Below are 26,730 nucleotides of genomic sequence, written 5' to 3' on the forward strand. Positions count from 1 at the left end.
TTTTTCGTCAGGCGAGATAGTTCAGCAGCGACAGCTTCTGCGTCTGGCCGGCAACGGCATAGGTCGCCTGCTGTACGTTCATCGCGCTGCTCAGCCTTGCGGCGACCTCGTTCTGGTCGATGCCCTCGATCTTGGCGATGCGCTCGGTCAGGGTGGCGACGGATTCCGTGTGGGAGTCCTTGATGGTCTCCAGCGTCGCGCCGTCGGACGCGACCTTGGCGTGGATCGACCTGATCTGATCGGTGGCCTGGGTCAACATCTCGCGCGCCTGGGTGCTGTATTCGGTCCATTTTCCGGGATTGGCTGCCGCCGTGCGCACCAGCTGCATCGCCTTGACCAGCGTCTGGAACGCCTTGTCGTCGGCGCTGACGCCGTAGGTGACGTTCAGGTTGTCGTCGATGGTCACCTGGGACTTGCGGTACGCCTCGGCATTCTTGCCCTTGGCCAGATATTCGGCGTCGTAGAAGGGCAGGTCGGGCGGCTCGGCGTAGGGAACATTGATCAGGCTGTCCTGCTCCGGCGGCAGGGTTCCCACCGTGATGGTGTTCTCCAGCGATCCGTTCGTCACCTTGGCCGAGGTGGAGAACAGCGACGTGCGGTTGGGGTGGTTGACGGGATCGGCGTTGGCTGTGCTGGTCAGCGCGATGCCGGGACCGTTGCCCACCGCGTCGATGGTCACCGGAGGTGCGGGGTTCAGCGTGGCGAACTGCTGGCGCAGCTTGTCGGCGACCTGTCCGACGTTGTTGACGCCGGCGGCGTAATCGGTGTCGCTGACGGTGTAGCGCACGGTGTAGGCCTGGTAGGGCGGCAGGTCGTGCGGCGCGGTCGGGTTCCGGGTGTAGTAGTTCTGGTTGTACGGATCGTCGGGATCGCCGACCGCCACCGTGAACTCGAAGGTGTCGCCGATGTCGACCGCGGCGCCGTTCAGGGTGAAGCGGTCGATCTGCGGCAGGGCCGCCGTCGGCGCCTGGGTGGTGGACGGCGTATCGACGCTGTTCTCCACCGTGGCGGAGTTCACGACGCGCGCCGACAGGTCGAACTTCTGCCCCGGATCGTTGCCGACCAGCGTGATGATGCCGTTCGAGGTCGAAACCGTCATCGGCAGCGCCGGGTTGGCGGCGTTGATCTGGGCGGTCAGGGCCTGGGCGACGAAGGTCAGCGACTTCGGATTGGCCGCCAGATTCTGATGGCTGAAGGTCTGGCCGTTGATGGTCACCTCGAAATAATCGTCGGTGTTCACCACGGCGCCGTTCAGCGTGATCTTGCTGGTCTGCTTGGTCGCCAAGAGGTCGGTGACCGGTTCCGTGCCATAGCGCGAACCGGCGAACAGATAGCGGTCGCCGAAGCGCTGGTTCAGCAGCGCCTGGATGTCGCGCATGGCGCCCTCGGCGCGGTCCTTCACCTGATCGGCCTGCGGGAAGGAGACGTTGAAGCTGCTGCTGGACGCCGCCTTCAGCGTGTCGAAGCTGAGGTTCAGCATGGCGCCCTCGCCCGGGCCGCCGGAGATGTTGAAGTTGTAGCCCTTGCCGTCGTTGGGCGGGGTGGTGCCCAGGTTGATGGCGCGGGTGGTCTTGCCGCCGAGCCCGTCCGTCACCGTCACGTCGAAGGTGCCGTTGCCGCCCTGCTGCGAGGGCACGGCGGTGACCGTGTATTTGGCGCCCACCGTCAGCTTCGACTTGGCGGGATCGATCGCCACCTTCATCCCCTCGGGATTGGTGTTGATCGCCGAGGAGACGCTGGCGGAGCCGGGCTGGAAGGGGAAGGTCGTGCTGGAGGTCCAGCTCGACACGATCGATTCCAGGGAGGTCAGCACCTTGTCCGTCGCCTTGACGCGCGGGGCCGCGGTGTTGATGCTCTGGATGTAGTTGTCCTTCTTCGCCATCTCCGCCCGCAAGTCCAGAAGCTTCTGCACCTCCGGCCCATAGGCGTTGAGATCGACCGACTTCTTGCCCGTGGTCAGCTGTTCGGACAGCCGGTTGATGTCGTTCTGGCCGCCGGACAGGTTCCGGACAAGGCTCAGATATTTCGAGTAGCTGCTGACTCCGGTTATCGAGCTCATCGGACCACCGCCTCCAGCGCATCAAACATTGCATTGGCCACTTGCATGACCCGTGCCGAAGCCTGGTAGGAGGTCTGGAGCTGCTGCAGCTGGGCGATTTCCTCGTCGATGTTGACGCCGGTCTGGGACTGGTAGCGTTCGGACAGCAGCTGCATCGACGCCTTGTTGGACTCGCTCGCGGTGTTGGCGGTCTTGGCCGCGGCCATCCAGGTGCCGGTGATGGCGCTACCCATGGCGCTGTAGCTGGTGTCCTTCAACTGCAGGCCGTCGGCGCTGAAATTGCGGCCGGACGCGTTGATGGCCGTGACCATGCCGTCGATGGCGGTCCGCTTGATCTTCGCGGTATTGTCCACGAGCTTGGCGTTCACGGCGATGGTGAAACGGTCGTTCCCGGTGAAGAACTGGTTGATCTGCTCGCCATCGGCGGCCGGGGCGGATTCGTCGTAGGCGTCGGCGAAGCTGGTCGGCTCACCGGGCCGGGTCGGGCCGGTGAAGGCCTTGGCGTACTCGTCCAGCTGGGAGCGCAGCTTGCGGACGATTTCCGCCGCCGGGTCGCCGCTGGCCGGCGTCGGCGGTTCGGTCGTCGAGCCGTCCTTGCGCATCTGGATCAGCGAGCCCAGCTTGCCAGCGGTCAGGTGGTTGTTGATCGAGGTGACTTGATTGCCGACCTGTAGGTTGATGTTGCCGCCGTCATAGGAAAGATTTGCCGGCTGGGCATCGACCAGCGCCAGCCCCGACGGGGTGAAGATCGCCAGACGGCCATCCGGACGCTCCACGGTGCGCACGGGCATGTAGGTGCTCAACTCGCGGATCAGGCCGTCGCGCTTGTCGGCGACGGCGTTGGCCGCCGACCCCTGGCCCAGCAGAGACACCGTGTCGTTGTTGATCGTGTTGATCTGCTTCAGCAGGTCGTTGACCGTGTCGACCGACTTGGTGATGTCGGTCTTCATGTCGCGGTCGAGCTGCTCCACGCCTTCGGAGACGCGGCGGATCTCGCGAGAGAAGTTGTCGGCGGCCTGGACCAGCTGGTACTGCGCGGTCTCGTCCTCCGGCGAGGTGGCGAGCGTCTTCACGGCGGCCTGGAACTTGTCGGCATAGTCGTTCAGCAGCGGCGTGCCGTTCGTCGTCCGCATCAGGTCGCCCAGCTGCTGCATGTAGGTCGCCGTCGCCTGCGATCCGCCGTCGCGCGCGGTCAGGTCCATCACCTGCGCCATCAGGGCCTTGTCGACTTCCCGGCGATAGGTCGTGCTGATGACCTGCCCGCTGGCGTCCACCGACTGCTGGGCGGTATGGCGCGTGCGGGTGGGATCGTTGGCCTGCGCGATGTTGTCCGAAACCAGCTTGACGCTGGCCTGGACCGTGCGCAGCCCGGCCGTGGCGCTGTTCAAGGCTGCGAAGAGGGACATGGCAGGGGACCTTTCGCGGATCGGGAGGATCGGGGCGGTGCCGGAATGGCCGCCGCCCCCCTCTGGCGATCAGGGAAACGGGCGATGGGATGCACGTTCAGAAAATCAGGAGGTCAGGGCCGCGGCTTAGCGCTTCAGCCCGAGCACTTCCTGCAGCATTTCGTCGGAGGTGGTGACGATCTTCGCGTTGGCGGAATAGCTCCGCTGGGTGACGATCATCTTGGTGAACTCGTCGGCGATGTCGACGTTGGAGCTTTCCACGCTGTTCGCCACCACCGCACCGGCGCCGTTCGTCTCCGGATCGTTGAAGTTCGGCTTGCCGGCCTCCTCGCTCTCGACGAAGACGCCGCCGGATTCGCGCTGCAGGGCGTTCGGGTTGTTGAAGGTGATGATCGGCACCTTGGCGACCATCTTCGACCGCCCGTTGTCGTAGTTGACCATCACGGTGCCGTTGTCGCCGAAGACCACGTCCTTGAACTGTCCGCGCGGTGCGCCGTTCTGGACCAGCTGGGTGACGTTGATCTCCTCGCCGGCATATTGGGTCAGGCCGCCGGGCTTCTGGTACTTGCCGAGGTTCAGCGTGACCTGCTGAGGGCCGAAGCCGTAGTCGACCGTGAAGGTCACGGTGGCGTCGGCGCCGGCGGACTGGTTGGCGGAGCTGACCGACGTGCCGGTGCCGACCAGGGCGGTGGAGATGTTGGTCAGCGTCCCGACTGTCTCCGGCGTCTTGCCGAAAGTCAGCCCGATATGGGCCGGCGTCTGGCCGGCGACGGCGCTCTGGTCCAGGGTGAAGTGGGCCGCGGGGGCGTCGCTGACCGTGCCGGTGGCATTGGCGACCGTCAGGACGTTGCCGCTCGCGGATGCGCCCGGAACGACCGACGCAAAGTACTGCATGACCTTGGCCGGCGTGTCGTACAGGCCGTAATTGGCGTTGGTGATCGTCAACGGATAGGGCGTGCCGCCGGAGTCCGTGATGGTATAGGTGTCGCCGACGTCGACGCTGGAGCCGTTCAACGTGACCGATGTGGCGGTGTTGGCAAAACTGTTGGGGCCGGATGGGCTGGCTGCGGTCTTGGCGGTGACGGTGATGACGCCGCCCTGCGCGCTGGCGGTCACCGGCAGCGAGGTGTTGGCGTTGATCTTGTTCGCCAGCGCCGCCGTGATGTCCTCCATCGTCATTTCTTCACCGGTGGTGCTGTAGGTCACCGCCGTACCGTTGATGCTCAACGTGTACTGGGTGCCGATGTCGCCCGGCGTACCGGTCAGCGTCACGGTGCGGCTTTGGCGCACGCCGGCCACGCTGGCGACCGACGGCAGCGAGCTCATCGTGTTCACCGCAGGGGCCGAGTTGGTGCGGGTCGCGGAGCTGGTGACGTTGGTGTTCACCACGTTCGCCTGAATCGACAGGATGTTGCCGGCCGACGAGGCGGTTACGGTCGACCCCAACTGCTGGTTGATCCTGCCGGCCAGCTGGGACACGACATCGCTGACCGTCGAATAGCTCTGATAGGTCGCGGCGGTCACCGTGTAGCTGATTGGCGTGCCGTTCACGTTTATGGTGAAGGAGTCGCCGACCTCGACCTGGGTCTGCGGGAACTGGAACTTGTCGATCTCGCCGGCACTGGCCGTCGCCGCCGTCGATGTCTGGGCGACGATCGTGTTATCGGTTCGGGTGCCGGACTGCACCTCCGTGTTCAGCTTGAACGGCGTGCCGGCATCGCGGGCGGTCACGCGGATCGTCTGGCCCGACGAGGTGGCGAGCACCGATGCGGCCGGGGACGCGGAGTTGATCTGGTTGGCCAGCGCGCCGGCCAGACCCGAATAGGTGCGGATCGACCCGATGTTGTCGGCCGTGATCTTCAGGCTGTAGTTGGTGCCGTTGACCTTGACCGAGTAGACATCGCCGATGCGCAGGTTGTCCTGCCCATTGGTGTTGTTGCCGGAGATGGTGATGACGTTCACCTGCGCGACCGCCGTCTGGCCGGCGATGTTCTGGCCGAAGGACACGGTGGCGGGGTTGCCGGTGAAGGTGCCGTCGACGGGCTTGGTGTTGGAGCCCGGCGCGTCCAGGACCATGCGCCAGCTGCTGTCCGCCTGCTGCCGCCACTTGAAGTTTACGGTGCGCGGATTGCCCTGGCTGTCGAAGATCTGGATGCTGCTGTCGGGGACCTTTTCACCCGGTTTCGGCGTCGCCGGCAGGTTGGCGGCCAGGTCGATGGTGCTGGTCGCCACCGGCTTGTCGATCAGGCTGTTCACCTGGATCGGCGCCACCTGGTCCTTGTGCAGGACGCCCGTCACCGGATCGACCAGCCAGCCGTTCAGGGCGTAGCCGGCGCTGTTGACCAGATAGCGGCTCTTGTCCAGTTCGAAGTCGCCGGCGCGGGTGTAGAAGGCGGCCGATGAGGACACGGTGCCCGTCTGCGTCTGCACCAGCGTGCTGGACCCCTGGGTCGCCACCTTGGTGACGCTGAAGAAGCCCTGGCCCTGGATGGCGATGTTGGTTGGGCTTTGCACCTGCGTCAGGGCGCCCTGGATGTTGTTCATGAAGACCGGCTGCGCCGTGACCCCGCCCGGCTCGTGCAGGCGCTGGCTGGACTGCAGGACCATCGTCTCGAACGCTGAATCGACCCGCTTGTAGCCGATGGTCGAGCTGTTCGCGATGTTGTCCGAGATATGTCCGAGCGCCTTCGACTGGGCATTCAGGCCGAGAACGGCGGTTGTCATCGAACCGAAGATGCTCATGGCCGGGGTCTCCGAAAGAATAGGGCAAAGGTCTTCTGCGCCCTATCTAGCAAGCGGAGTGCCAACTGCGAGGTCTCGTCAACTCATTGAAATAGCTAAATTTCCTGCGCGAGCGGTGCGGCGGCGCCCGAATTTGCCGGGAGGTGGGAAAGTTTCGCCTAGTGCCGGCGGGGGCGGGCGGGCAGAAAGCTCCCGCCGAAGTCGCCGCCCACCTCCATCTTGCGGTCCTTATCGCCCCGCTGCCCTGGCGGCGCGCAGGGCCTGGGCCTTCAGCACGGCGGCGGCGGTGCCGACCACCGTGGACCAGTCGCCGGGCCGCGGCTGGCGGAACAGCCGGAGCGACGGGTACCAGGGGCTGTCGGCGCGGTCGAGCAGCCAGCGCCAGTCCGGCACATGGGGAAGCAGGAGCCAGGTCGGCACGCCCATCGCCCCTGCCAGATGGACCATGGCGGTGTCGACCGTGATCAGCAGGTCGATGTTGGCGAGGATGGCGGCGGTGTCGGCGAAGTCGCGCACCCGCTCCACCGCGTCCCGCACCCCCTCGCCGGGCAGCCGCGGCAGGTCGGCGCGGGCGTCCCCCGTCTGCAGGCTGACGAAGCGCACCCCCGGAACCGCCAGCAGCGGGCGCAGGGCCGCGACCGGGACCGAGCGATTGCGGTCATTGCGGTGGCGCGGGTTGCCGGCCCAGACCAGTCCGACGCGCAGGCCCGCCATGCCACTCCGATGGCCGTCCCCGTCCTGCTCCGCCAGCCGGTCGCGCCAGCGGGAGACGTCGGCGGGATCCGGGGCAAGATAGGGCACGGTGGCGGGGATGGTCGCCAGATCGGTCCCAAAGGCGCGGGGCAGGCTCATCAGCGGGCAGTGGAGGTCGTGCGGCGGCGGCTCCTCCCCCCGCACCAGGACCTGGACCGACTGGCCGAAGGCCCGGTTGAACAGGCGGTAGAGCAGCAGGTGCGTCTCCAGGATCACCCGTCCGCCGTCGCGTGCGGCGATCTGTGCGACCAGCGGAGCGTAGCGGACGAACTGCATGGCGTCGCCGAACCCCTGGTCCATGTGCAGCAGGATGGTGGCGGCGGCCGGCGGCCGGCCGTCCCAGGGCGGAGCGGCGAAGCGGCGCCAGCGATGCTCGAACCCCTCCCAGCCGGCGTGCAGGTCGCCGCGCACCAGCCGCCCCACCGCGCGGGCGAGATGGGCCTCTGAACGGGCGGGGGTGTGGGCCAGCACGGCATCGAAACAGGCATCCGCTTCGTCGAAGCGGCGAAGGTCGCGCAGCACGGTGCCGAGGTTGAGCAGCGTCTCCGCATGGCCAGGACGCAGCCGGGCCGCCCGATCGAGCCAGCGCCCGGACTCCGCATAGCGGGCCAGCGCATGCAGCGACGCGCCCTGCGCTTCCAGCGCGTCACCAGTGGCCGGGTCGAGCGCCAAGGCGCGCCGGAGCGCCCGCTCCGCCCGCTCCGGCAATTCGGCCGCGCGCAGGGCAGCCCCCAGATGCCCCCAGGGAGAGGCCGCTGCCGGACGGACGTGGATGGCCCAGCCGATCGACCGGATGGCGGCGGCGAGGTTGCCGGTCTGCGCCGACAGCACGCCGGAGAGGTGCAGCGCGTCGGGCTGCGCCGGCTCCGCCGCAAGGATGCGGGCGTAGCCGGCGGCCGCCGCATCGGTGTGACCAGCCATGTGGTGGTTGACGGCGGCGTTGAGAGCGTCCACGAGTGTCGTCATGGCTTCTTCTCTACACCGGCGCGCCGGTCAGGGCGAGGGGCGACGTCACTGCCGAACTGGGGCCGCAGCCTCAATACAGGAGCCGCATACGGGAATGGACGACCGTCTTCCGACGCATCTCTGGGTTTCGGCCCATATCCGCGCTGCCGATGCCCAGGGGGTGGCGATGACCGTGGTCCGCAAGGGCGACCCCAGCCGCGGAACGGTGATCCTGAAGCTGAACCGGCTCGACCGCAGCTTCACGGTGCTGGTCCAGACCCGCGAGGGCGATGGCGACCGCCTGTTCTGGGCGCGCGGCACCGGCCCGGATCCGGTACCGGAGGCCAATGCCGACGCCTACATTGCCCGCCAGACCCGCTACGACCCCGACGTCTGGGTGGTGGAGGTCGAGGACCGCCAGGGCCGCCACTGGTTCGAAGGGCCGGTGCGCTGACCGTTCGTCCGCCTGGGGGCCGATCTCAGGCGGCGTCGATGACCTGGGGGAATCGCAGGGTGAAGCGGGTGCCCTGGCCCGGGCGGCTCTCCACCCCGATGGTGCCGTGCAGGCGGCCGGTCACCAGATTGTAGACGATGTGCAGCCCAAGCCCGCTGCCGCCGCTGCCGCGGCGGGTGGTGAAGAAGGGATCGAAGATCTTCGGCAGAACCGCCGGCGCGATGCCGTTGCCGTCGTCGGCCACCGACAGTTCCACCATGTTGCCGTCGCAAGGGCGGGCGGATATCGCAATGCGGCCGGGCTGTTCCGGGTCCAGCGCATGGATCAGCGCGTTCATGATCAGGTTGGTCAGGATCTGCGACAGCGCGCCCGGATAGCCGTCCAGTTCCAGGTCGGCCGGGCAGTCGACGGAAATGGTCAGGGCCGCCCGCGCCTTGTAGGTCGGATGCAGGCTGCGCAGAAGCTCGTCGATATAGTCGCGCAGCAGGAAGGCGCGGCGTTCGTCGCTGGACTGGTCGACGGCGACCAGCTTGAAGCTCTGCACCAGATTGGCGGCGCGGGTGCTGTTGGACAGGATCAGGTTCGCCATTTCCATGCCGTCGCTGAGGAAGCGCTGGAAGTCGGACTTCTTCAGCGCGCCGGCGGCATGGCTTTGCGACAATTCCTCGATCAGCGCCTGCAGCTGGGAGGCGCCGGTGATGGTGATGCCGATGGGGGTGTTGACCTCATGCGCCACGCCGGCGACCAGCTGGCCCAGCGAGGCCATCTTCTCCGCCTGGATCAGGCTGGCCTGTGTCGCCTTCAGTTCGCAGAGCGCGCGTTCGGCGGCGTCGCGCGACTGGCGCAACGCATTCTCCGCCTCCACCTCGCGGGTGACGTCGACCACCACCGCCTGGATCGCCGGACCGTCCATCCAGTCGACCCGCCGGCCGGTCAGCTCCACCCACAGGCTGCCGCCGTCGGGTCGGCAGGCGCGGATGCGGCGGCGCGGCGTGGACCCGCCGTCCAGCAGCCGGTCGTAATTGTCGATCAGCCCATTGCGCTCCTCCACGGGCACCAACGCCAGCAGGGACGGCAGGGCCATCACCTCGGCCACGGTCAGCCCCAGCATGGCGGCGAAGCTGTCGTTGGCATAGAGCGGGTGGAAGTCGCGGTGGATGATGATGCCCTGGATCGATCCCTCGACCAGATCGCGGAACCGCCGCTCGTTGTCGGCCAGCGCCCGCTGGCGCCGGTCGATCTCGTCGATGAAATAGCGGATGGAGGCGCCGATGTCGGTGATCTCGTCGTCGCCATCCACCGGAACCGGAACCTTCGTCGCCGGGCTGGCCGACACCAATCCGTCGGTCCGCGGCCGGCCGGCATCCGCGTGGCCCGCCGACAGCCGGGCCAGCACCGCCCGGTTCATCGCCACCAGCCGCGAGGACAGGAAATGCCGGAAGATGAAATAGACGCAGACCGCCAGGATGATCGACGCGCCGGCCAGCATCATCACCGTGCGCGACCGCTCGGCGATCAGTTCGGCCAAGGCATCGGTGCGTTGTGCCGACTGGTCGCGAATGGAATCGTACAGCGTGCGGGTGGACCGTTCGACCGTCTCCACCAGCACACGGGCCTGACCGGTCAGGGCCTGGGCGCGGTTGCGCGCCTGCAGCCGGTCGATGGCGCTGTGGAATACCCCGCCCGGCGCGATCAGCAGCGAGAACAGCTCCTCCTGCACGGTCGACATCATCTGCCCGGTCGTGTCCGGCGCATCGGCAGACAGACGCGCAAGATCCGCCAGCGTGCGTTCGGCCGCCCGCGCCTCGCCCTTCAGGCGGCTGAGATGATCCAGTTGCGAGGCGCCCGCCGCACGCGCCATCAGCGCGCCGATGCGGACGGCCCAGGCGCCGGTGTCGGGCATGCTCTCGATCGAGGCGGCCAGCCGGCTCAACCCCCGCGCCGCTTCGGCCTGACGGTCGCCATAGTCGATCTGGCGCGTGACCTCGGCGTTCAGGTCGGCAACGGTGGCGGCCAGAATCAGCAGGGTGGAGCGGGTCTGTTCCAGCAGGCGGACATTGCCGTCGCGCTCGCCGTCCTCATTGCCGCTCTCCTTCATCAGCCCGCGCATGCGGGCGACGAGGAGTTGCATGGAGTCCAGCTCCGTCACCAACCCGTCATAGATGGAGCGGCGCTGCGGGGTCGAGGTGGCGGCGGCAAGCTGAGGCAGCTGCGCCACCAGCTTCTGCAGGGATCCGTGCAGATCGGCGCTGGCGATGACCTCCGGCAGGGTGGTGGTCGACAGCGCCGTCACCTCCGCCCGGAACAGGCGGAAGGACGACATCGACACGACGCCGATCAGCACCACCAGCAGGGCCATCACCGACAGCCCCAGCGTGATGCGCACGGCGATGCCGAAGCGGCGCGGCCGGTTCGGCGGCGGGAACTGCGGCGACGGCCGTGCCTGCTGCTGGGCCGCCGGTTGGGTCCCGGGTTCGATCAATGTGCCGGGCCGCGGCGGGCTCTGGGCGATCGATGAAGCCATGCCGTCCATCACCGCCTCACCAACATCCGGCCGTCCAGCCGCGGAACGAATTCCCCGTCGCGGGTGATCTGGCTGATCAGCTGGGTGGAGACGAAGTCCGTATTGCGGTCCTCCACCAGCCGCGGCGCCCCGGCCAGCATGCCATAGCCGTCGCCGCCGGCCGCGAGGAAGCTGCTGGTCGCCAGCCGGTAGCGGGTGGAGAGGCCGACCGGCTTGCCGCCGACCGACAGGCTGCGCAGCCTCTGGCCGGGCGGGTGGCTCAGGTCGATCTCGGCGCGGGCGTTGGACAGATGCGGGAAGCGGCCCTGCAGCTGTTCCACCGCCGACACGCCGCTTTCCACCGCATCCCACAGCTGCTGTCCGGTGACGTCCAGCACCACGCCGACATCGTGATAGGGAAGCTCGGCATAGATGTCGCGGCGGGTCAGCAGGGCGCCGGCCGGATAGCTGCGGTCGCCGCGGATGCCGCCGCCGTTGATCAGCGCCACATCGGCGTCCAGCGCCGCGCGCAGCATGTCGACGACTGCGTTGGCGAAGGCATTCTCGCCGGTGCGCACCGCTTCCTTGCGGGTGTCGATCGGCCCGGTGAGACGTCCCACCTCCATCCTCAGCATGGTATCCAGCCGCGCCGCGTAGGTCTTGGCCTGGATGTCGGTGGCGGCGTCGGGCGCGACGGCGGCGGTGTCGACCAGCCGGGGGGAGGGGGCCCAGGTCACCCGCATCCTGCCGTCCGCCTGTGCCGTCCGCTCCACCGTCAGGTCGAGCGCCAGCACCCATCCCGCCTGCGGACCCACGGTGGCGGACAGAAACCGGCCGTCATAATCGACGGCGAAGGGGCGGCTGCGGTCCTGGTACAGCACGATGTCGGCCGGGCGGGCGGCCAGGATGCTGCGGTGGGTGTCGCCGGCATAGCCGGTCATCGCCACCACCAGATCCACCCCAGCTTCCCGCAGCGCCGCGGCCTTGGCGGCCAGTGCGGCGACGGGATCGCGGAACTCCGTCCGCTGGGTCCGGGTGGTCTCCCGCGTCAGCACGGGCGTGGCGGCAAGCACGCCGATGCGCAGGGGGCCGGCGGTCAGCACCACCGCCTCTTCCAGCCCGTCCGGCGTGCGGCCGGTCGAGCGGTCGACAGTGTTGGTGGTCACGATCGGGAACCCTGCCTCGAAGGCGCGGGCGCTCAGCTGGTCGTCGCCATGGTGGAATTCGCGGTTCAGCGCGGCCATCGCATCGATGGTCATGCCGTTCAGCAGGTCGATGATGTGCGCGCCCTGGTCGTAGAAGGCCAGCACCGACGGCGCCAGCGTCTGGCCGCCATGCAGGGCCAGAACATGACGGTGCCCGTTCCGTTCCTGCCGGATCGCTCCGGCCAGACGGGCCATGCCGCCGCGTCCGCTGGTCTCCTCCAGGTCGGTGGTGCCTTGGGCGTAAAGAATGGTCAGCTTGACCGTGGCGCTTTCCGCGGTCGGCGGTGTCGCTGCGGGATCAGCCTGCTGGGCGCGCGACGGGGCGGCGCCGAACGCAAGGCACAGGGCAAGACCCAGCGCGAGCGGGGCGATCAGGGATGACAATGTCCTGCCGGGCCGGGACCGAAACCCGCCGGCAGCGCCGCTTCCAATACCGATGTTGTCCATAGCCCGGCGTCACCATTGGCCCCCCGTGCCGGATTATGCGCATTTCGGTGCCGCTGTAGAAGCAAAGCCGCGTTACGGGACTGTCATATTGATGACACGCGGGAAGGAAGTGTCCGTTTTACCCACTCATAAACTCCGAGCGTCCGTAGAATTCCAATCAACTTCATGCGCAACGGCGCCGGGACTGCGGCAAAACGTGGCGCCAGCCCGGCCCGCCGTGTCTTGGCGAGCGTCGCCCGGCGCGCATAGGCGACGCGGTGCAGGGTGACGCGGCCGGTATCGCTGTCGAAACAGGCGAAGCAGGCGCGTTGGTCCGTCCCGCGCGGCTCCCCCACCGTGCCGGGGTTCAGCAGATAGACCGCATCGGGTTGCAGCGTCGCGCCGCCGTCCAGCGGGATCGACCGCAGCGAGCCGTCCCGCCACTCCCACAGCCCGGCGCGGTGCGTGTGGCCGAAGGCGCAGACCCTCGCTCCGGATGAGTGGCCGGCGAGCGCCTGGAGGCTCAGGGCGCGCTTGGCGTCGTCGTCCAGCCGCACCAACTCCTTCCCCTCGTCCGGGTGCAGGGCGCCATGGACGGCGACCAGCGCGCCATCGACCACGGCGGTCAGTGGCAGGCCGGACAGGAAGGCGCGGCTCTCCTCGTCCAGTCTCCGCCGGGTCCAATCGACGGCGCGCGTCGCCGGACCGCTGAACCCCTCGGTCCCGATGGCGCCGGTCACCGCCCGGTCATGGTTGCCGGCGATGCAGACCGCTCCCGCCTGCCGCAGCAGGGCGATGCAGGCGGCGGCATCGGTGTTGTAGCCGACGATGTCGCCCAGGCAGACGATGCGCTCCACCCCCTCCGCACCTATTGCGTCGAGCGTCGCCTGCAGGGCTTCCAGATTGGCGTGGATGTCGGAGATCAGGGCGATCTTCATGGCCGTGCAATCATATGAGTCTAGGTCACGGCTTGGCGAGGCGGGGCGGGCGGGCGCCGCCGGGAAAGCGGGCGAGCAGCCGGTCCAGCTTCGGCCGCAGGAAGGGCATCGGGTCGTCGGGGGTGATCGCCTTCGCCTCGCACCGCGCGACCCAGGCGAGCCAGCGCGCCATCGGCACGCCGCTGTCGCGCGCCGCCAGCCGGTCCTTGCTGATGTGGCACCAGCAGGCGCCGGGCCGGGCCTTGGCCGGGGCAGGGCGGGGACGGCCGGTCAGGTCGGCTTGGACGATGGCCGGCAGGTTCACCCCGGCGACGGCGCCCAGATGGTGCCACAGGTTGAAGCGCGGATTGATCTCCAGCAGGTGCAGGCGGCCGTCGGGATCGCGCTTGAAATCGAATTTGGCGACGCCGCGCAGGCCGATGCGGGCCGCGATCTCCCGCCCCAGCGCCGACACGTCGGCCCCCTCCCCGTCGATGTCGGTGATGGTCAGCGCGGTGCTGTGGCCGTAATCGACCGGGTAGGTCCTGATCTTGCGCCCGGTGAACTCGCCCGCCACGGTTCCGGCATCGTCGATATAGACATGGTGGCTTTCGATCCGCGTCTCCGGTCCGGGAATCAGTTCCTGCGCCAGCAGGTCGATGCCGACCGGGATCAGCCGCGGCCAGAGCGCGCGCAGTTCCTCCGGCCCCTCCAGCCGGATCGCCTTGCCCAGCCCTTCGATCTCGTCCCAGGGCGGCCGGCGGGTCAGCGGCTTGACGATGACGGGATAGCGCAGATCCAGGTCGGGCGCCTCGCTGCCCGGAAGCGGGTGCAGCCGCCGGGTGCGCGGAACCGGCAGATCCAGCCGTTCCGCCATCGCCTGGAAGCGGCCCTTGTCGACCAGCGTCTCCACCAGATCGCCGTCGGCGAGCGCGAAGCGGAAGACGGCGGCCAACCGGTCGCGATGCCGCGACACCATCAGCAGCTGGGCATCCTCCTCCATATAGAGCACCGGCTTGTCGGGCTGGGGTGCGCCGAAACGCAGCAGCCGATCCACGAGCGCGTCGTCACAGCCGCCCTCCCACGGGATCAGGCGTTCGGTGAAGCGGGAATGGGCGGTGGCGCCGCCGGGTGGCCCGACCACGGCGCAGCGAACACCCGCCAGCCCCAGCGGGCGCACCAGATCCATGTCGCCCAGAACGCAGGCGAGAGTCCCGGTCTTCCTTTTGGTCATTCGCACGCCTCCCCCCTCAGATGCCCTTGGCCGGCGCGGTCCAGCCGCGCAGCGACCGTTTGACCGTATCGATCATCAGCCCGCGCGCCCGTCGGCAATACGCCTCCACCCGCCGGCTGACCCGGTCGGGACCGAGCGTCAGCCAGTTCATCGGCTGTTCGGCATTGGACAGCAGCGGCTTGTGCCCGGCCGGGGTCGACATGAAGTCGTAGCAATCCTCGCCGCGAGCCAACGCGTCCTCGACGGCCAGCACATGGCTGAGCAATCCAGGCTTCAGCCGGTTGTCCGCCTCGAATGCGAAGCCGCCCTGGTAATTCAGGACCCGGTTGCGGTGGACGAAGTTGTAGAGGTAGCCGATGGGCTGGCCTCCGGCGCTGATCCGGCACAGGCGCACCGCACCGCTCGGCACGCCCCGCGTGATCAGCTGTTCGTGGAAGGGGCGGAAGGCGGGGTTGGCGAAGGCGCCGGCCTGCCCGCGGGCCTTCCAGCCGGCCTGATGCAGCACTTCCAGCGCCGCGAAATCCTCTAGCGCCTCCTCGACGGTGGTGGCGACGCGGTAATCCAGCGCGCCGCGGGCACGGTAGAGCCGTTCGCTGCGGTTGACCGCCGCCCGCGTGTTGCGGCCAAGCCCGGCACGGAAATCGCCGCCCGCTGCCCTGACAGGCGCCATATCCACCCATTGCGCGGAATCGGCGATGCGCAGCTGCAGGGAGTGGCCCGTCCGCGCCGCAACGCGCCGGGCGGCGCGCTCCGCCGCCGGGGTCAGGCCGCCCAGCACCAATTCGTCGTTGGCGGACAGCCGGGCGCCCAGCCAGTGCAGGGCGGCGTCCGTCACCTCGTCGGCAAAGCGGCGGTCGGCAAGGATGCCGTTGTATTCCATGAACAGCCGGTCATAGCCGCGGTCGCCCGTTTCGTGGAGCATCCAGCACCGGCTGGGCAGCAGGCCGAGACGCCGGCGCTTGCGCGGGCAGAGCACCGCCAGCCCGACCAACTCGCCCCCCCGCCGGGCAAGCAGCAGCCGCGCCTCGATCCCGGCCGGCATCTGCGCCAGCCAGGGACCGATCCAGGACCAGGACAGGAAGAAGGAAGAGTCGGCGCGCGCCTCCAGATCAGCCCAGACCTGCGCCAGCTTGGGCAGGGGAGGCAGCGGATGCAGGGCGATGTCGATGGTGGCAGAGGCAGCGGTATGGGGAGTGGATTGGGTGGCCGTGCCGGTCGCCGTATCGCTGGCGATGCCGTCGGAGTCGGTGCGGGGCCAGATGCTCATCGGCGCGGCGTCTCCGGAAGATATTCCCTACCGAAAACAACACGCTGGTCTGACAAACGGTCCTGTCTACACCGGGGGCACCCGAAATCTTGTGCGGCGCGAAAGGATGCCGCAAAAGATTGCGCACCTATACGGAAACGCCGGCCCGGCGGATGGAACCGGGCCGGCGGTAAGGTGGATCAGCGCTTGACCGTGTCGGCGGACTGGCCGAACAGGATCTTCTTGCTCTCGTCATTCACCGTGGGCGTGCGGTTGGGGTTGACGGCCTGCCCCTTCTCATAGGCGCGCACCACCGCCGGCCGCTCCTTGATCGCGTTGAACCAGCGCTTCAGGTTGGGGAAGCTGTCCAGATCCTGCTGCTGGCGTTCATGCGGCACGATCCAGGGATAGCTGGCCATGTCGGCGATGGACAGCTCCGATCCGCCCAGGAACTCGTTGTCGGCCAGACGCTTGTCCATCACGCCGTAGAGGCGCCCGGTCTCCTTGACGTAGCGCTCCATGGCGTAGGGGATGCGTTCCGGCGCGTACTGGACGAAATGGTGGTTCTGTCCGGCCATCGGGCCGAGGCCGCCCACCTGCCAGAACAGCCATTCCAGCACCGTCTTGCGGCCACGCAGGTCGGTGGGCAGGAACTTGCCGGTCTTCTCGGCCAGATAGACCAGGATGGCGCCGGATTCGAAGACGGTGACCGGCTCGCCGCCATCGGCCGGGGCGTTGTCGATGATCGCCGGCATGCGGTTGTTGGGCGAGAAGGCCAGGAATTCCGGCTTGAACTGATCGCCGGTGGAGATGTTCACCGGTTCGAACCGGTAGTCCAGCCCCGCTTCTTCCAGAAAGATCGTGATCTTGTGGCCGTTCGGCGTCGGCCAGAAATAAAGGTCGATCATCCCAAACCCTCCAGTGATTTGCGGGAAAGGTTAACCGCTTCGTTCCGGCTGGCAAGCCCGCCCCGACGCGGAGCAGCCCTTCGGCCCAGTAACGTTATTCCGCACAACGAAACGCAATTTCATTTTGTTGACAGCCCTCGCCGCATCTGTCAGCTTGGCCAACGAACAGACGAGGCGGCGCCCCCTCGATCCTTGGTTTTCCTTGAAATCATTCTCCCCGGACGGAGAGCACGCATGGCCTTGGACAAGGACGTTTTGGATCAACTGCTGGACACGCTGGGGCGCTTCGTCCGCGAAAAGCTGGTCCCGCTGGAACATAAGGTGGCGGAGGACGACGCCATCCCGGCTGAGGTGATCGCCGCGATGCGCGAGATGGGCCTGTTCGGCCTGTCGATCCCGGAGGAATATGGCGGGCTCGGCCTGTCGATGGCTGACGAGGTGCAGGTCGCCTTCCAGTTGGGCCAGACCTCGCCGGCCTTCCGCTCGCTCATCGGCACCAACAACGGCATCGGATCCCAGGGCATCGTCATCGACGGGACGGAGGAGCAGAAGCGCAGCTACCTGCCGCGTCTGGCCGCGGGCGAGATCGTCGGCGCCTTCGCCCTGACCGAGCCGGAATCGGGATCGGATGCCGGGTCATTGCGCACCACGGCGCGGCGCGACGGCGACCATTTCATCCTGAACGGCACCAAGCGCTACATCACCAACGCGCCGCAGGCCGGCCTGTTCACCGTCTTCGCCCGCACCGACCTGGAAAGCCGCGATGCCCGCGGCGTGTCGGCCTTCCTGGTGGAGGCGGGGACGCCCGGCCTGTCGCTTGGCCCGATCGACAAGAAGATGGGCCAGAAGGGCGCCCACACCTGCGACGTCATCTTCGAGGATTGCGGCGTTCCGGCCAGCGCCATTCTGGGCGGCAAGGAAGGGCAGGGCTTCAAGACGGCGATGAAGGTTCTCGACCGCGGCCGGCTGCACATCGGCGCCGTCTGCGTCGGTCTGGCGGAGCGGCTGATCCGCGACAGCCTGTCCTACGCGATGGAGCGCAAGCAGTTCGGCCAGCCGATCGCCGAATTCCAGCTGATCCAGGCGATGCTGGCCGACAGCCGGGCGGAGGCCTATGCCGCCCGCTGCATGGTGCTGGAGACGGCGCGACGCCGCGACGCCGGGCAGAACGTCAACACCGACGCCGCCTGCTGCAAGCTGTTCTCGACGGAGATGGTGGGGCGCGTCGCCGACCGGGCGGTGCAGATCCATGGCGGTGCCGGCTACATCGCCGATTACGGGATCGAGCGCTTCTACCGCGACGTCCGTCTGTTCCGCATCTATGAGGGCACCACCCAGATCCAGCAACTCGTCATCGCCCGCAACATGATCCGGGAGGCCGCATGACCGCAGGCCGGCCGGTTCCCGATTTCGCGGCGATGGTGGCGGCGCTGCCGCCGCGCATCAGCCACGCCGCACTCGCCTGGGCGGAGCGGACGCCGGACGCCCCCGTCCTGTTCGACGGGGTGCAGGAGTGGAGCTATCGCCGGCTCAAGGAGGCGGTCGGGCTCGCCGCCGGCCATCTCGACCGGCTGGGGGTGCGCGGCGGCGACCGGGTGATGATCGTCTGCGAGAACGGCCTCGCCGCCGTCACCCTGATCCTGGCGGCGAGCGAGCGCGATGCTTGGCCGGTTATCGTCAACGCCCGCCTGTCGGACCGCGAGATCGATACCATCCGCGACCATTGCCGGCCGCGCCGGATCTTCTATACCGATTCGGTATCTCCCGACGCCGCCACCCATGCCGCCCGCCACGGCGCCGAACCGCTGGGCGATGCGGAGTTGCCGCCGATGGCGGTCGGCCCGCTGCTCGACGCCGATCCGGAGCCGGTCCATGCCGGCAACCAGCGGCAGGTCGGCGCGCTTATCTACACCTCCGGCACCACCGGCAAGCCCAAGGGCGTGATGCTGTCTCACCGCGGCCTGCTGTTCGTGGCGTCGGTGTCGGGATGGATGCGCGGGCTGGGGCCCAGCGACCGCACCTATGGCGTGCTGCCGGTCAGCCATGTCTTCGGGCTGGCCTCCACCTGCCTCGGCACGCTCTATGCCGGCGGCTGCCTGCATACGGTCCCCCGCTTCGCCCCAGCCGCGGTGTGGCAGGCTTTGGAACAGGATGGCGTGACCGTGTTCCAGGGCGTTCCGGCCATGTACGCCAAGCTGGTGGAGCATGCCACTGTCACCGGCCGGACGCCGGATGCCCCGGACCTGCGCTACCTGTCCTCGGGCGGCTCCGTGCTGGACCTCGACCTCAAGCTGGAGGTGGAGCGGGTCTTCGGCCTGCCGCTGCACAACGGCTACGGCCTGACCGAATGCTCGCCGACGGTGACGCAGACCCGGCTGGACGCGCCGCGCGGCGACACCTCCATCGGCCCGGCCCTGCCGCTGGTGGAGATGCGCTTCGTCGACCACGCCACCGACCGGGACGTCGCCGATGGCGAGCCGGGGGAGCTGTGGGTCCGCGCGCCCAACGTGATGCTCGGCTACTACCGCGAACCGGCGCTGACCGCCCAGGTGATCACCGACGACGGTTGGCTGAAGACCGGCGACGTCGCCCGGCTGGAGCCGGACGGCTGCGTCACCGTGGTCGGCCGCATCCGCGAGATCGTCATCCGTTCCGGCTTCAACGTCTATCCGGAGGAGGTGGAAGGCGTGCTGACCAGCCATCCGGCGGTGACGCTGGCCGCCGTGGTCGGCCATGCCGTCGCCGGCAACGAGGAGGTTGTGGCTTTCGTCCAGTTCGTTCCCGGCCGCAACGCCTCGGAGGACGAACTGAAGGAGTGGGCCGCCGAACGGCTGGCCCCCTACAAGCGCCCGTCGCGCATCGTCGCCATGGACGCCCTGCCGGCCAGCCCGACCGGCAAGCTGCTGAAAAGCGGCCTCCGGGCGCTCGCCGCCGAGGTGATGGCCGCCTGATCCAACGAACAACGCCGAAAACAACAAAATCCTGTGGGAGGACAAAAGACCATGAAGCGGACGCTTGCCCATCTCGTCACAGTCTCGGCCCTGGCCCTCTCCGTGGCGCTTGGCGCCGGGGCGGCGCAGGCCAAGGAATTCCTGCTGGGCTCCGAACTGCCGTTGACCGGCAGCCTCGCCCGCGTCGGCCAGGGCATGCATGAAGGCATCGCCGTCGCCGTCGAGATGGCGAACAAGAGCTATGCCGGCAAGCACAGCTTCAAGGTCCAGACCATCGACGACGAGACCTCCCCCGCCAAGGCGGTGGCCGCGGTGGAGAAGCTGGTCGGCGACGGGGTGGTGGCGATCACCGGCGGCTATGGCTCCAACATCATCGGTCCGGCATCGGAAGCCGCGCAGAAGGCCGGGCTGGTCTACATCACCTCGGGCGGCGTGTCGCCGGAACTGACCCAGCGCGGCTATCCCACCTTCTTCCGCATCAACAACACCGACGGCTATGCGTTGGCCATGATCGGCCTGCTGCAGGAGATGGGCGCCAAGAAGGTCTCCGTCGTCTACCTGAACAAGGACGCCACCAGCAGCCTTGCCAAGCAGGTCAACACCGCGCTGACCGCCAAGGGCGTGACCGTCGGCATGCACGAGTTCGACGCCTCCACCAGCGATTTCAAGCCGCTGATGAACAAGGTGAAGCTGCAGGACCGCCCCGACGCCATCGCCATGGTCGGCTACGAGAACGACTATGTCGGCATCCTGCGGGCATCCAAGGTGCTGAAGCCGCAGGTCAAGGCGGTGGTCGGCGTCTGGTCGCTCGCCACCGCGCAGATGGCGAAGGAATTCCCCGACCTGATGGAGAATGTCTACGGCACTTCCATGCTGCCCTACCCGGTGGAGTTCACCCAGCCGGAGGCGGTGGAATTCGCCGCGACCTATAAGAAGCTGTTCAACAAGGACCCCGACTATCTGGGCCAGTTCGGCTATGTCCAGACCCGCCTGCTGATCGACGCGGTCGTCCGCGCCGACGAGGCCGGGACGCTGGGCAAGGGCGGCTTGCCGGACGAGTTGCGCAAGACCGACGCCAACACCCTGATCGGCCGCGTCACCTTCGACAAGAACGGCGACAACCTGAACTTCACCCACCGCATGGGCCAGCACCAGGGCGGCAAGGTGGTCCTGGTCTGGCCGCAGGACGCCGCCAACGGAAAGATGAACTTCCCGGCGGTGCCGTGGTGAGTGGAGGGGGTGGGGAGGCTAGACCCCCACCCTAACCCTCCCCCCGCTCTCAGCGGACCTACGGTCCGCCTGCCGCGTCAGCACAAAGCATAGCTTTGTGCGAGAGCTGGGCGGGGGAGGGAAAATCGCCCTCCCTTGCGAAGCGGGGGAGGGAGGGGGCCCACGGCGGCAGCCGTGGGAAGGGTGGGGCAAGTGCGACCACCTTTGCAAACCCCGCCACCCCCAACAGGGCGCAATCCATGTTCGAACTGACGCTCCAGGCATTGTTCTCCGGCCTGCTCGCCGGCGGTTACTACGCGACCGTGGCGGTCGGGTTGGCGCTGGTGTTCGGGACCATGCGGGTCATCAACCTCGCCCATGGCGAGCTGGTGCTGCTGGCCGCCTATGTCGCCTATGCCGCTGAATCCAACTATGGCGTCTCTCCGGTGCTGGCGATCCCGGTGGCGCTGGTGATCGTCGCGGCTGCATCGGCTCTCGTCTATGCCCTGCTCAGCCGCATCGACCAGGACCGGGAGATCAACTCGCTGATCCTCACCTTCGGGCTGGGGATCATCCTGACCAACACCATCCTGTCGATCTGGGCGGCCGACATCCGGTCGACCTCCGATCCTTGGTTCCAGGATTCGATGGTGGTCGCCGACACGCTGTTCGCGATGAATGCGGAGGTCGCGGCCTTCGTCGGCGGGCTGGTGCTGATGGCCGGGGTCTGGTGGTGGCTGAACCACTCCTGGCAGGGCCGGGCGGTGCGGGCGCTGTCGTCGAACCGGGCGGCGGCGACGCTTATGGGCGTCAACCCGCGTAAGATCGAGATCCTGTCCTTCATGATCGCGGCCCTGCTCGCCACCTTCGCCGGCTTCGCCATCTACACCGGCAAGACCGTCTTCCCGGCCTTGGGCCATGTGCTGACGGTCAAGGCCTTCATCATCACCGTGCTGGCCGGGATGGGCTCGATCCCCGGCGTGCTGATCGGCGCCGTCATGATCGGCGTCATCGAATCGCTGACGGTCACCTATCTGTCGGCCTCGCTGCAGGAGTTGGCGGGAATGATCCTGTTCCTGGTCGTGCTGTTCGTCTCGCCTTCGGGCCTGTTCGGCGGGGGGAGGGCGCTGGCGCGATGAGCTATTCCCTGACGAACCGTCTGTTTCTGATCGCAGCCCTCACCATCGCCTATGTCGGCGTGCCGCTGGCCTTCGGCGGCAACGCCTATGTGCTGGGGCTGATCGTGGCGGCGCTGACCATCGCCGGTGTGGCGGTGGCCTGGGCGCTGCTGGGCAATCTCGGCGGCATGGTCAGCTTCGGCCACGCCGCCTTCTTCGGGGTGGGATCCTACACCTCCGCCGTGCTGGCGATGAAGTTGGGGGTGCCGGTGTTCGCGGCCATGCTGCTGGGCGGGGTGGGGGCGGCGGTGTCGTCCATCGCCATGCTGCCGGCGCTGCGGCTGCGCGGCCCCTATTTCGCGCTCGCCATCCTCGCCTATGCCCACATCTTCCAGATTCTGGCGACGGAGATGACGCCGGTCACCGGAGGGGCCGGCGGGCTGCTGTCGATCCCGCGCTTCCCCACCGTGCTGGGCTTCGACTTCGGCGGCAAGACCGGCGGCTACCTGATCGTGCTGACCATCGTGGTGCTGGCGGCGCTCGCCTATGACGCCATCCGGCGCAGCACCTGGGGCCTCGCGCTGAAGGCGATGCACGACACTGAGGTCGCGACCCGCGTCGTCGGCGTGCCCAGCACGCACCTGAAGGCGGCGATGCTGGTGCTGTCGGCCTTCATCACCGGGGTGGTCGGCGCCTTCAACGCCCATTTCATCAGCTTCCTCGACCCCGATTACGCCTTTTCCAGCGGCTGGACCGTGCTGCCCATCGCTGCGGCGATCTTCGGCGGCTACCGCACGGTGTGGGGGCCGGTGGTCGGGGCGCTGGCGATCTATCTGGTCGACCAGCTGCTGTTCAAGCCGATCCTGCCGCACGGCCATCAGATGATCCTCGGCGTGCTGCTCTGCGCCATGATCCTGTTCAGCCCCGGCGGATTGATGCCGGCGCTCAGCCGTCGCCCGGCGAAGGAGAACCGCCATGCTCACGCTTGAAGGCGTCCAGGTCAACTTCGGCGGCGTCCAGGCGTTGAAAAGCGCCAGCTTCTCCGTCGCGGAGGGCGAGAGCATCGGACTGGTCGGCCCGAATGGCGCCGGCAAGACCACGCTGTTCAACGTCATCTCCGGCGTGGTGCGGCCGACCGCCGGCCGGCTCGACTTTCGCGGCACCTCGCTGCTGAAGTTGCCGGAATGGAAGCGGGCGCGGCTCGGCATCGGCCGCAGCTTCCAGATCCCACGCCCCTTCGGCCACTGCACGGTACGGGAGAACCTTCTGGTCGCCCAACGCTTCGGCGCCGGGAAGAAGGATCCCAAGCGGATCGACGAGATCCTCGATATCCTGAACCTGCGCGACAAAGCCGACCGCGACGCCACCACCGAACTGGCCCTGACCGAACACAAGGCGCTGGAGGTCGGCAAGGCGCTGGCGACGGAGCCCAGTCTGCTTCTGCTGGACGAGGTGCTGGCCGGGCTGGAGACCAGCGGCAAGCGCGCCTTCATGGAACGGCTGGCGGCGGTGCGCGACCGCTACCGCCTCGCCATGGTCATCATCGAACACGACATCGCCACCATCGCGGCGCTCTGCCCGCGGGTGCTGGTGCTGAATTTCGGGCAGATCATCGCCGACGGCTCCCCCGACGCAGTGTTCCGCGACCCGGAGGTGATCCGCAGCTACACCGGCGAAACCACGCTTGCGGAGGCGTCATGACCAACGCGCTCGACATCCTGACGCTTCGGGCCGGCTATGGTGCGATAAACGTGCTGTGGGACGTCTCGCTGTCGGTGGAGACCGGCAAGACCACGGTCATCGTCGGCCCGAACGGCGCCGGCAAGACCACGCTGCTGCGCGCCATCATGGGGCTGGTGCCCGCCACCTCCGGCGACATCCGCGTCGATGGGCAGAGCCGCAAGGCGGTGAAGACCTGGGATCGCGTCGCCGACGGGGTGGTGATGATTCCCGAAGGCCGGATGATCTTCCCCGACATGACGGTGGAGGACAATTTGATGATGGGCGCCTTCCCGCCCGGCTGCCGTAGGGATTGGAAGCGCAACAAGGCGATGGTCATGGACATGTTCCCCCGGCTTGCGGAGCGGCGCGGCCAGATCGCCGGCACCCTGTCGGGCGGAGAGGCGCAGATGCTCGCCATCGGCCGTGGGCTGATGGAGCAGCCGCGCGTCTGCCTGATCGACGAGCCGTCTCTCGGCCTCGCCCCCGTCGTGGTGGACGAGATCTTCCGCATCCTGGCCCGCCTGCGGGCGGAAGGGCTGACCATCCTGCTGGTGGAGCAGAACACCAGCCGCGCCCTGAAAATCGCCGACCATGTCTATCTGATGCAGTCCGGCAAGGTCGTGCTGTCCGAACGCGGCGACCGGGTGGACCTGGACCGCCTGCACGCGCTTTACTTCGCGCACGAAACAGCTGCGTGATGGGACAGGGTATGGACGATCTGCTGAACGGGGAGCCGGAATCGGGATTCCAGAGACTGCTGGGCTACGCCTTGAGTCGCTGGGAGGAGGGGGAGGCGGAGCTGACGATGGCCGTCGACGAGCGCCACCTGAACCGGGCCGGGGTGGTGCATGGCGGGGTTCTGGCGACGCTTTTGGACACGGTTTCCGGATTCTCGGCAACATACTGTCCCTTTCCCGGCCGGGTGCGGCGGGTGGTGACGCTGTCGCTGTCGACGAGCTTCCTGGGACAGGCGCGCACCGGTACGCTGGTCGCCACCGGCCGGCTGCGCGGCGGCGGGCGCAAGATCATAGGAATCGCGGCGGAGATCCGCCACGGCGGCACCGGCGCCCTGATCGCCACGTCGGAAGGCATGTTCAAATACCGGCCGGGCAGCGAAAACCGGGAGGGAACCGAGATATGAGCGGACAACTGACCGTCGCGCGCCAGGGCCGCGTGATGGTGCTGACCATGGACGATGCGGCCACCAAGAACGCGCTGGGGCCGGAGATGATGGCCGCCGCCCGCGATGCGCTGGTCCAGGCGGCCGAGGATCCGGGGGTGGGCGCCATCGTCCTGACCGGGGCCAACGGCACCTTCTGTTCCGGCGGCAACCTGGGCCGGCTGCTCGGCAACGCCAAGGCCGACCCGGAGGTGACCCGCGGCAGCCTGGAGCGCTTCCATGGCTGGACCCGCGCCATGCGCGCCTGCCCCAAACCGGTGATCGCCGCGGTGGAGGGGGCCGCCGCAGGGGCTGGATTCTCAGTGGCATTGGGGTGCGACCTGATCGTCGCGGCGGAGGATGCGGTGTTCACCCTGGCCTATGTGAAGGTCGGGCTGAACCCGGACGGCGGCGCCTCCGCCTTCCTTGCCCGCGCCGCGACGCCGCAGCTGGCGGCCGAGATCATGTTCGAGGGCGGCAAGATCGGTGCGGCGCGGCTGGCGCAGCTCGCGATCGTCAACCGGGTGGTGGCGCCCGGTGCCGCTCTCGCCGAAGCGATGGCCTGGGCGGAGCGGCTGGCCGAGGGGCCGACGCTGGCCATCGGCCGGGCCAAGCGGCTGATCGAGAGCGGCTTCGGCGCGCCCGACGACCAGCTCGACCGCGAGGCCGCCTTCTTCGTCGAGGCGCTCCATGGGGCGGAGGCGGCGGAGGGCATCACCGCCTTCTTCGAAAAGCGGGCGCCCAATTACCCCCGCGGCTGACCTGACCCTCAAGCCAGCAACGACAGGGTAGGGTCAGGTGGAGTGGGGGCTGCGTTTTCCAGGGAGCGGGCGACGTCGGACGGCGCGCCCGGCACCCGCAGCGGCTCCGTCCGCCCGGTGAAATGGAGCTCCGTACCGCCATCGGCGGTGCCCCGCAGATAGGCGACGGCGATGGGGTTCACCAGAACGGTATCCCCCGATATCTCTGTCAGCTCGACAAATGCCATGGCTTCTTTCCTCTCACGCGTACGGGTAAAACAGGCGGCAATGGTGTATGTTTCCAAACCGGACGTTCAGTGGGGCTGCATAACCGAAAGGGGGTACCCCTTCGACCTCTTGAACGGGACGGAACCGCGACAAACATGGGCGGTTCAGTGGATCGAAGCCGAACAGGCTTCGAAAACCGGACGGGGCGGGCTATAAGCCCGCTCGGTTAGATCAAGGGAGCATGCCGTCTTGAAGTTGCTTGTCGTCGAGGACGATCCGCTGATCGGTCCGGCCGTGAAGGCCGTTCTGGAGAATGCGGGCTATACCGTGGTCGGACCGCTGCGCGACGCCGCCAAGGCCGCGCGGGTCGGTGCCCGCGAATGTCCCGACCTGGCGCTGGTCGACGTCAATCTCGCCGGTGGGGAGAACGGCCTCGTGCTGGCCCGGCGGCTGTGGCAGGACAATGGCATTCCGTCGCTGCTGATGACCGGTTTCGATCACCATGCGGCGGAAGCCCGCAGCTTCGCCATGGGCCTGCTGCGCAAGCCGGTGATGCCGGACGCGCTGGTGCAGGCCATCGGCGCCGCTGGGGAGATCCTGGGCGGGTTGCGTCCGTCGTCCAAGCCGGACGCGCTGGAGATCTTCCACGGCTCCGCCGCCTTTGCCGCCGGCCTTCCCAAGGTACGTTCGGCCTGACCGGCACACGGGCCGCCAATTCGATCCGAAAGCGCCCGCCCCTCCGGCGGGCGTTTTTGTGTTCGGCGCCCGCCGGTGTGGCATTGGTGGGCCATCTGAGGACCGGCGC

22 protein-coding genes are annotated in these 26,730 nt (G+C 68.0%); 11 read left to right on the forward strand and 11 right to left on the reverse strand.

The window, feature by feature from the left end; translation table 11 throughout:
* Nucleotides 1-7: 7 nt before the first annotated feature.
* The 4 genes from J2Y49_RS20625 to J2Y49_RS20640 form a co-directional block, all read right to left on the reverse strand.
* On the reverse strand, nucleotides 8-2,059 hold the full coding sequence (locus tag J2Y49_RS20625) for a hypothetical protein (RefSeq protein WP_310116820.1): 2,052 nt from the start codon (nucleotides 2,057-2,059) through the stop codon (nucleotides 8-10).
* A complete protein-coding gene (gene flgK / locus J2Y49_RS20630; protein ID WP_310116821.1) occupies nucleotides 2,056-3,465 on the reverse strand; it encodes a flagellar hook-associated protein FlgK in 1,410 nt (469 codons plus the stop codon). The genes J2Y49_RS20625 and flgK overlap by 4 nt, the downstream gene beginning before the upstream one ends.
* Before the next feature lie 126 nt (nucleotides 3,466-3,591).
* A complete protein-coding gene (locus J2Y49_RS20635; RefSeq protein ID WP_310116822.1) occupies nucleotides 3,592-6,207 on the reverse strand; it encodes a flagellar hook-basal body complex protein in 2,616 nt (871 codons plus the stop codon).
* A 228-nt stretch (nucleotides 6,208-6,435) separates the two neighbouring features.
* Nucleotides 6,436-7,926 (reverse strand): tetratricopeptide repeat-containing glycosyltransferase family protein, encoded by a 1,491-nt coding sequence (locus tag J2Y49_RS20640; RefSeq protein ID WP_310116823.1) that lies wholly within the window; start codon nucleotides 7,924-7,926, stop codon nucleotides 6,436-6,438.
* Nucleotides 7,927-8,020: 94 nt separating this feature from the next.
* On the opposite strand from J2Y49_RS20640, the gene J2Y49_RS20645 reads away from it, so the two are divergent.
* Nucleotides 8,021-8,359: a DUF1491 family protein gene (locus J2Y49_RS20645; protein WP_310116824.1), complete on the forward strand. Its 339-nt coding sequence runs from the start codon at nucleotides 8,021-8,023 to the stop codon at nucleotides 8,357-8,359.
* Between the two features lie 25 nt (nucleotides 8,360-8,384).
* On the opposite strand, the gene J2Y49_RS20650 is transcribed toward J2Y49_RS20645, so the two are convergent.
* From J2Y49_RS20650 to J2Y49_RS20675, 6 genes are all read right to left on the reverse strand, one after another.
* Nucleotides 8,385-10,883, reverse strand: coding sequence for a PAS domain-containing sensor histidine kinase (locus J2Y49_RS20650; protein ID WP_310116825.1), 2,499 nt, complete (start codon nucleotides 10,881-10,883; stop codon nucleotides 8,385-8,387).
* Nucleotides 10,884-10,891: 8 nt separating this feature from the next.
* Nucleotides 10,892-12,451, reverse strand: coding sequence for a 5'-nucleotidase C-terminal domain-containing protein (locus J2Y49_RS20655; RefSeq protein ID WP_310116826.1), 1,560 nt, complete (start codon nucleotides 12,449-12,451; stop codon nucleotides 10,892-10,894).
* Nucleotides 12,452-12,597: 146 nt separating this feature from the next.
* Nucleotides 12,598-13,431: a metallophosphoesterase family protein gene (locus J2Y49_RS20660; RefSeq protein ID WP_310116827.1), complete on the reverse strand. Its 834-nt coding sequence runs from the start codon at nucleotides 13,429-13,431 to the stop codon at nucleotides 12,598-12,600.
* A 25-nt stretch (nucleotides 13,432-13,456) separates the two neighbouring features.
* On the reverse strand, nucleotides 13,457-14,644 hold the full coding sequence (locus J2Y49_RS20665) for an ATP-grasp domain-containing protein (protein ID WP_310116828.1): 1,188 nt from the start codon (nucleotides 14,642-14,644) through the stop codon (nucleotides 13,457-13,459).
* Between the two features lie 16 nt (nucleotides 14,645-14,660).
* Nucleotides 14,661-15,911 carry a GNAT family N-acetyltransferase gene (locus tag J2Y49_RS20670; protein WP_310116829.1) on the reverse strand — a complete coding sequence of 417 codons (1,251 nt, stop codon included), beginning with the start codon at nucleotides 15,909-15,911 and terminating at the stop codon, nucleotides 14,661-14,663.
* A gap of 179 nt (nucleotides 15,912-16,090) precedes the next feature.
* Complete coding sequence (locus J2Y49_RS20675; protein ID WP_310116830.1) at nucleotides 16,091-16,798, reverse strand: glutathione binding-like protein; 708 nt, start codon at nucleotides 16,796-16,798, stop codon at nucleotides 16,091-16,093.
* Nucleotides 16,799-17,032: 234 nt separating this feature from the next.
* Between J2Y49_RS20675 and J2Y49_RS20680 the strand changes: the two genes are divergently transcribed.
* From J2Y49_RS20680 to J2Y49_RS20720, 9 genes are all read left to right on the forward strand, one after another.
* Nucleotides 17,033-18,184, forward strand: a complete 1,152-nt coding sequence (locus J2Y49_RS20680) for an acyl-CoA dehydrogenase family protein (RefSeq protein ID WP_310116831.1) — start codon at nucleotides 17,033-17,035, stop codon at nucleotides 18,182-18,184.
* On the forward strand, nucleotides 18,181-19,749 hold the full coding sequence (locus J2Y49_RS20685; RefSeq protein WP_310116832.1) for an AMP-binding protein: 1,569 nt from the start codon (nucleotides 18,181-18,183) through the stop codon (nucleotides 19,747-19,749). Before J2Y49_RS20680 ends, J2Y49_RS20685 begins: the two co-directional genes overlap by 4 nt.
* 51 nt (nucleotides 19,750-19,800) lie before the next feature.
* Nucleotides 19,801-20,979, forward strand: coding sequence for an ABC transporter substrate-binding protein (locus J2Y49_RS20690; protein ID WP_310116833.1), 1,179 nt, complete (start codon nucleotides 19,801-19,803; stop codon nucleotides 20,977-20,979).
* A 239-nt stretch (nucleotides 20,980-21,218) separates the two neighbouring features.
* Nucleotides 21,219-22,097 (forward strand): branched-chain amino acid ABC transporter permease, encoded by an 879-nt coding sequence (locus J2Y49_RS20695; RefSeq protein ID WP_310116834.1) that lies wholly within the window; start codon nucleotides 21,219-21,221, stop codon nucleotides 22,095-22,097.
* Nucleotides 22,094-23,065: a branched-chain amino acid ABC transporter permease gene (locus J2Y49_RS20700; RefSeq protein ID WP_310116835.1), complete on the forward strand. Its 972-nt coding sequence runs from the start codon at nucleotides 22,094-22,096 to the stop codon at nucleotides 23,063-23,065. The genes J2Y49_RS20695 and J2Y49_RS20700 overlap by 4 nt, the downstream gene beginning before the upstream one ends.
* A complete protein-coding gene (locus J2Y49_RS20705) occupies nucleotides 23,052-23,777 on the forward strand; it encodes an ATP-binding cassette domain-containing protein (protein WP_310116836.1) in 726 nt (241 codons plus the stop codon). Before J2Y49_RS20700 ends, J2Y49_RS20705 begins: the two co-directional genes overlap by 14 nt.
* Entirely contained in the window at nucleotides 23,774-24,496 is a 723-nt protein-coding gene (locus tag J2Y49_RS20710) for an ABC transporter ATP-binding protein (protein WP_310116837.1), read from the forward strand. The genes J2Y49_RS20705 and J2Y49_RS20710 overlap by 4 nt, the downstream gene beginning before the upstream one ends.
* Nucleotides 24,496-24,939 (forward strand): PaaI family thioesterase, encoded by a 444-nt coding sequence (locus tag J2Y49_RS20715; protein WP_310116838.1) that lies wholly within the window; start codon nucleotides 24,496-24,498, stop codon nucleotides 24,937-24,939. The genes J2Y49_RS20710 and J2Y49_RS20715 overlap by 1 nt, the downstream gene beginning before the upstream one ends.
* Entirely contained in the window at nucleotides 24,936-25,718 is a 783-nt protein-coding gene (locus J2Y49_RS20720) for an oxepin-CoA hydrolase, alternative type (RefSeq protein ID WP_310116839.1), read from the forward strand. Before J2Y49_RS20715 ends, J2Y49_RS20720 begins: the two co-directional genes overlap by 4 nt.
* 8 nt (nucleotides 25,719-25,726) lie before the next feature.
* On the opposite strand, the gene J2Y49_RS20725 is transcribed toward J2Y49_RS20720, so the two are convergent.
* On the reverse strand, nucleotides 25,727-25,945 hold the full coding sequence (locus J2Y49_RS20725; protein ID WP_310116840.1) for a hypothetical protein: 219 nt from the start codon (nucleotides 25,943-25,945) through the stop codon (nucleotides 25,727-25,729).
* Between the two features lie 229 nt (nucleotides 25,946-26,174).
* Here J2Y49_RS20725 and J2Y49_RS20730 point away from each other — a divergent pair, with 229 nt between their 5' ends.
* A complete protein-coding gene (locus J2Y49_RS20730) occupies nucleotides 26,175-26,621 on the forward strand; it encodes a response regulator (RefSeq protein WP_310116841.1) in 447 nt (148 codons plus the stop codon).
* The last annotated feature ends 109 nt before the right edge of the window (nucleotides 26,622-26,730 follow it).

It is taken from the genome of Azospirillum sp. BE72 (assembly GCF_031455875.1).
In the GTDB taxonomy this organism is placed as follows: domain Bacteria; phylum Pseudomonadota; class Alphaproteobacteria; order Azospirillales; family Azospirillaceae; genus Azospirillum.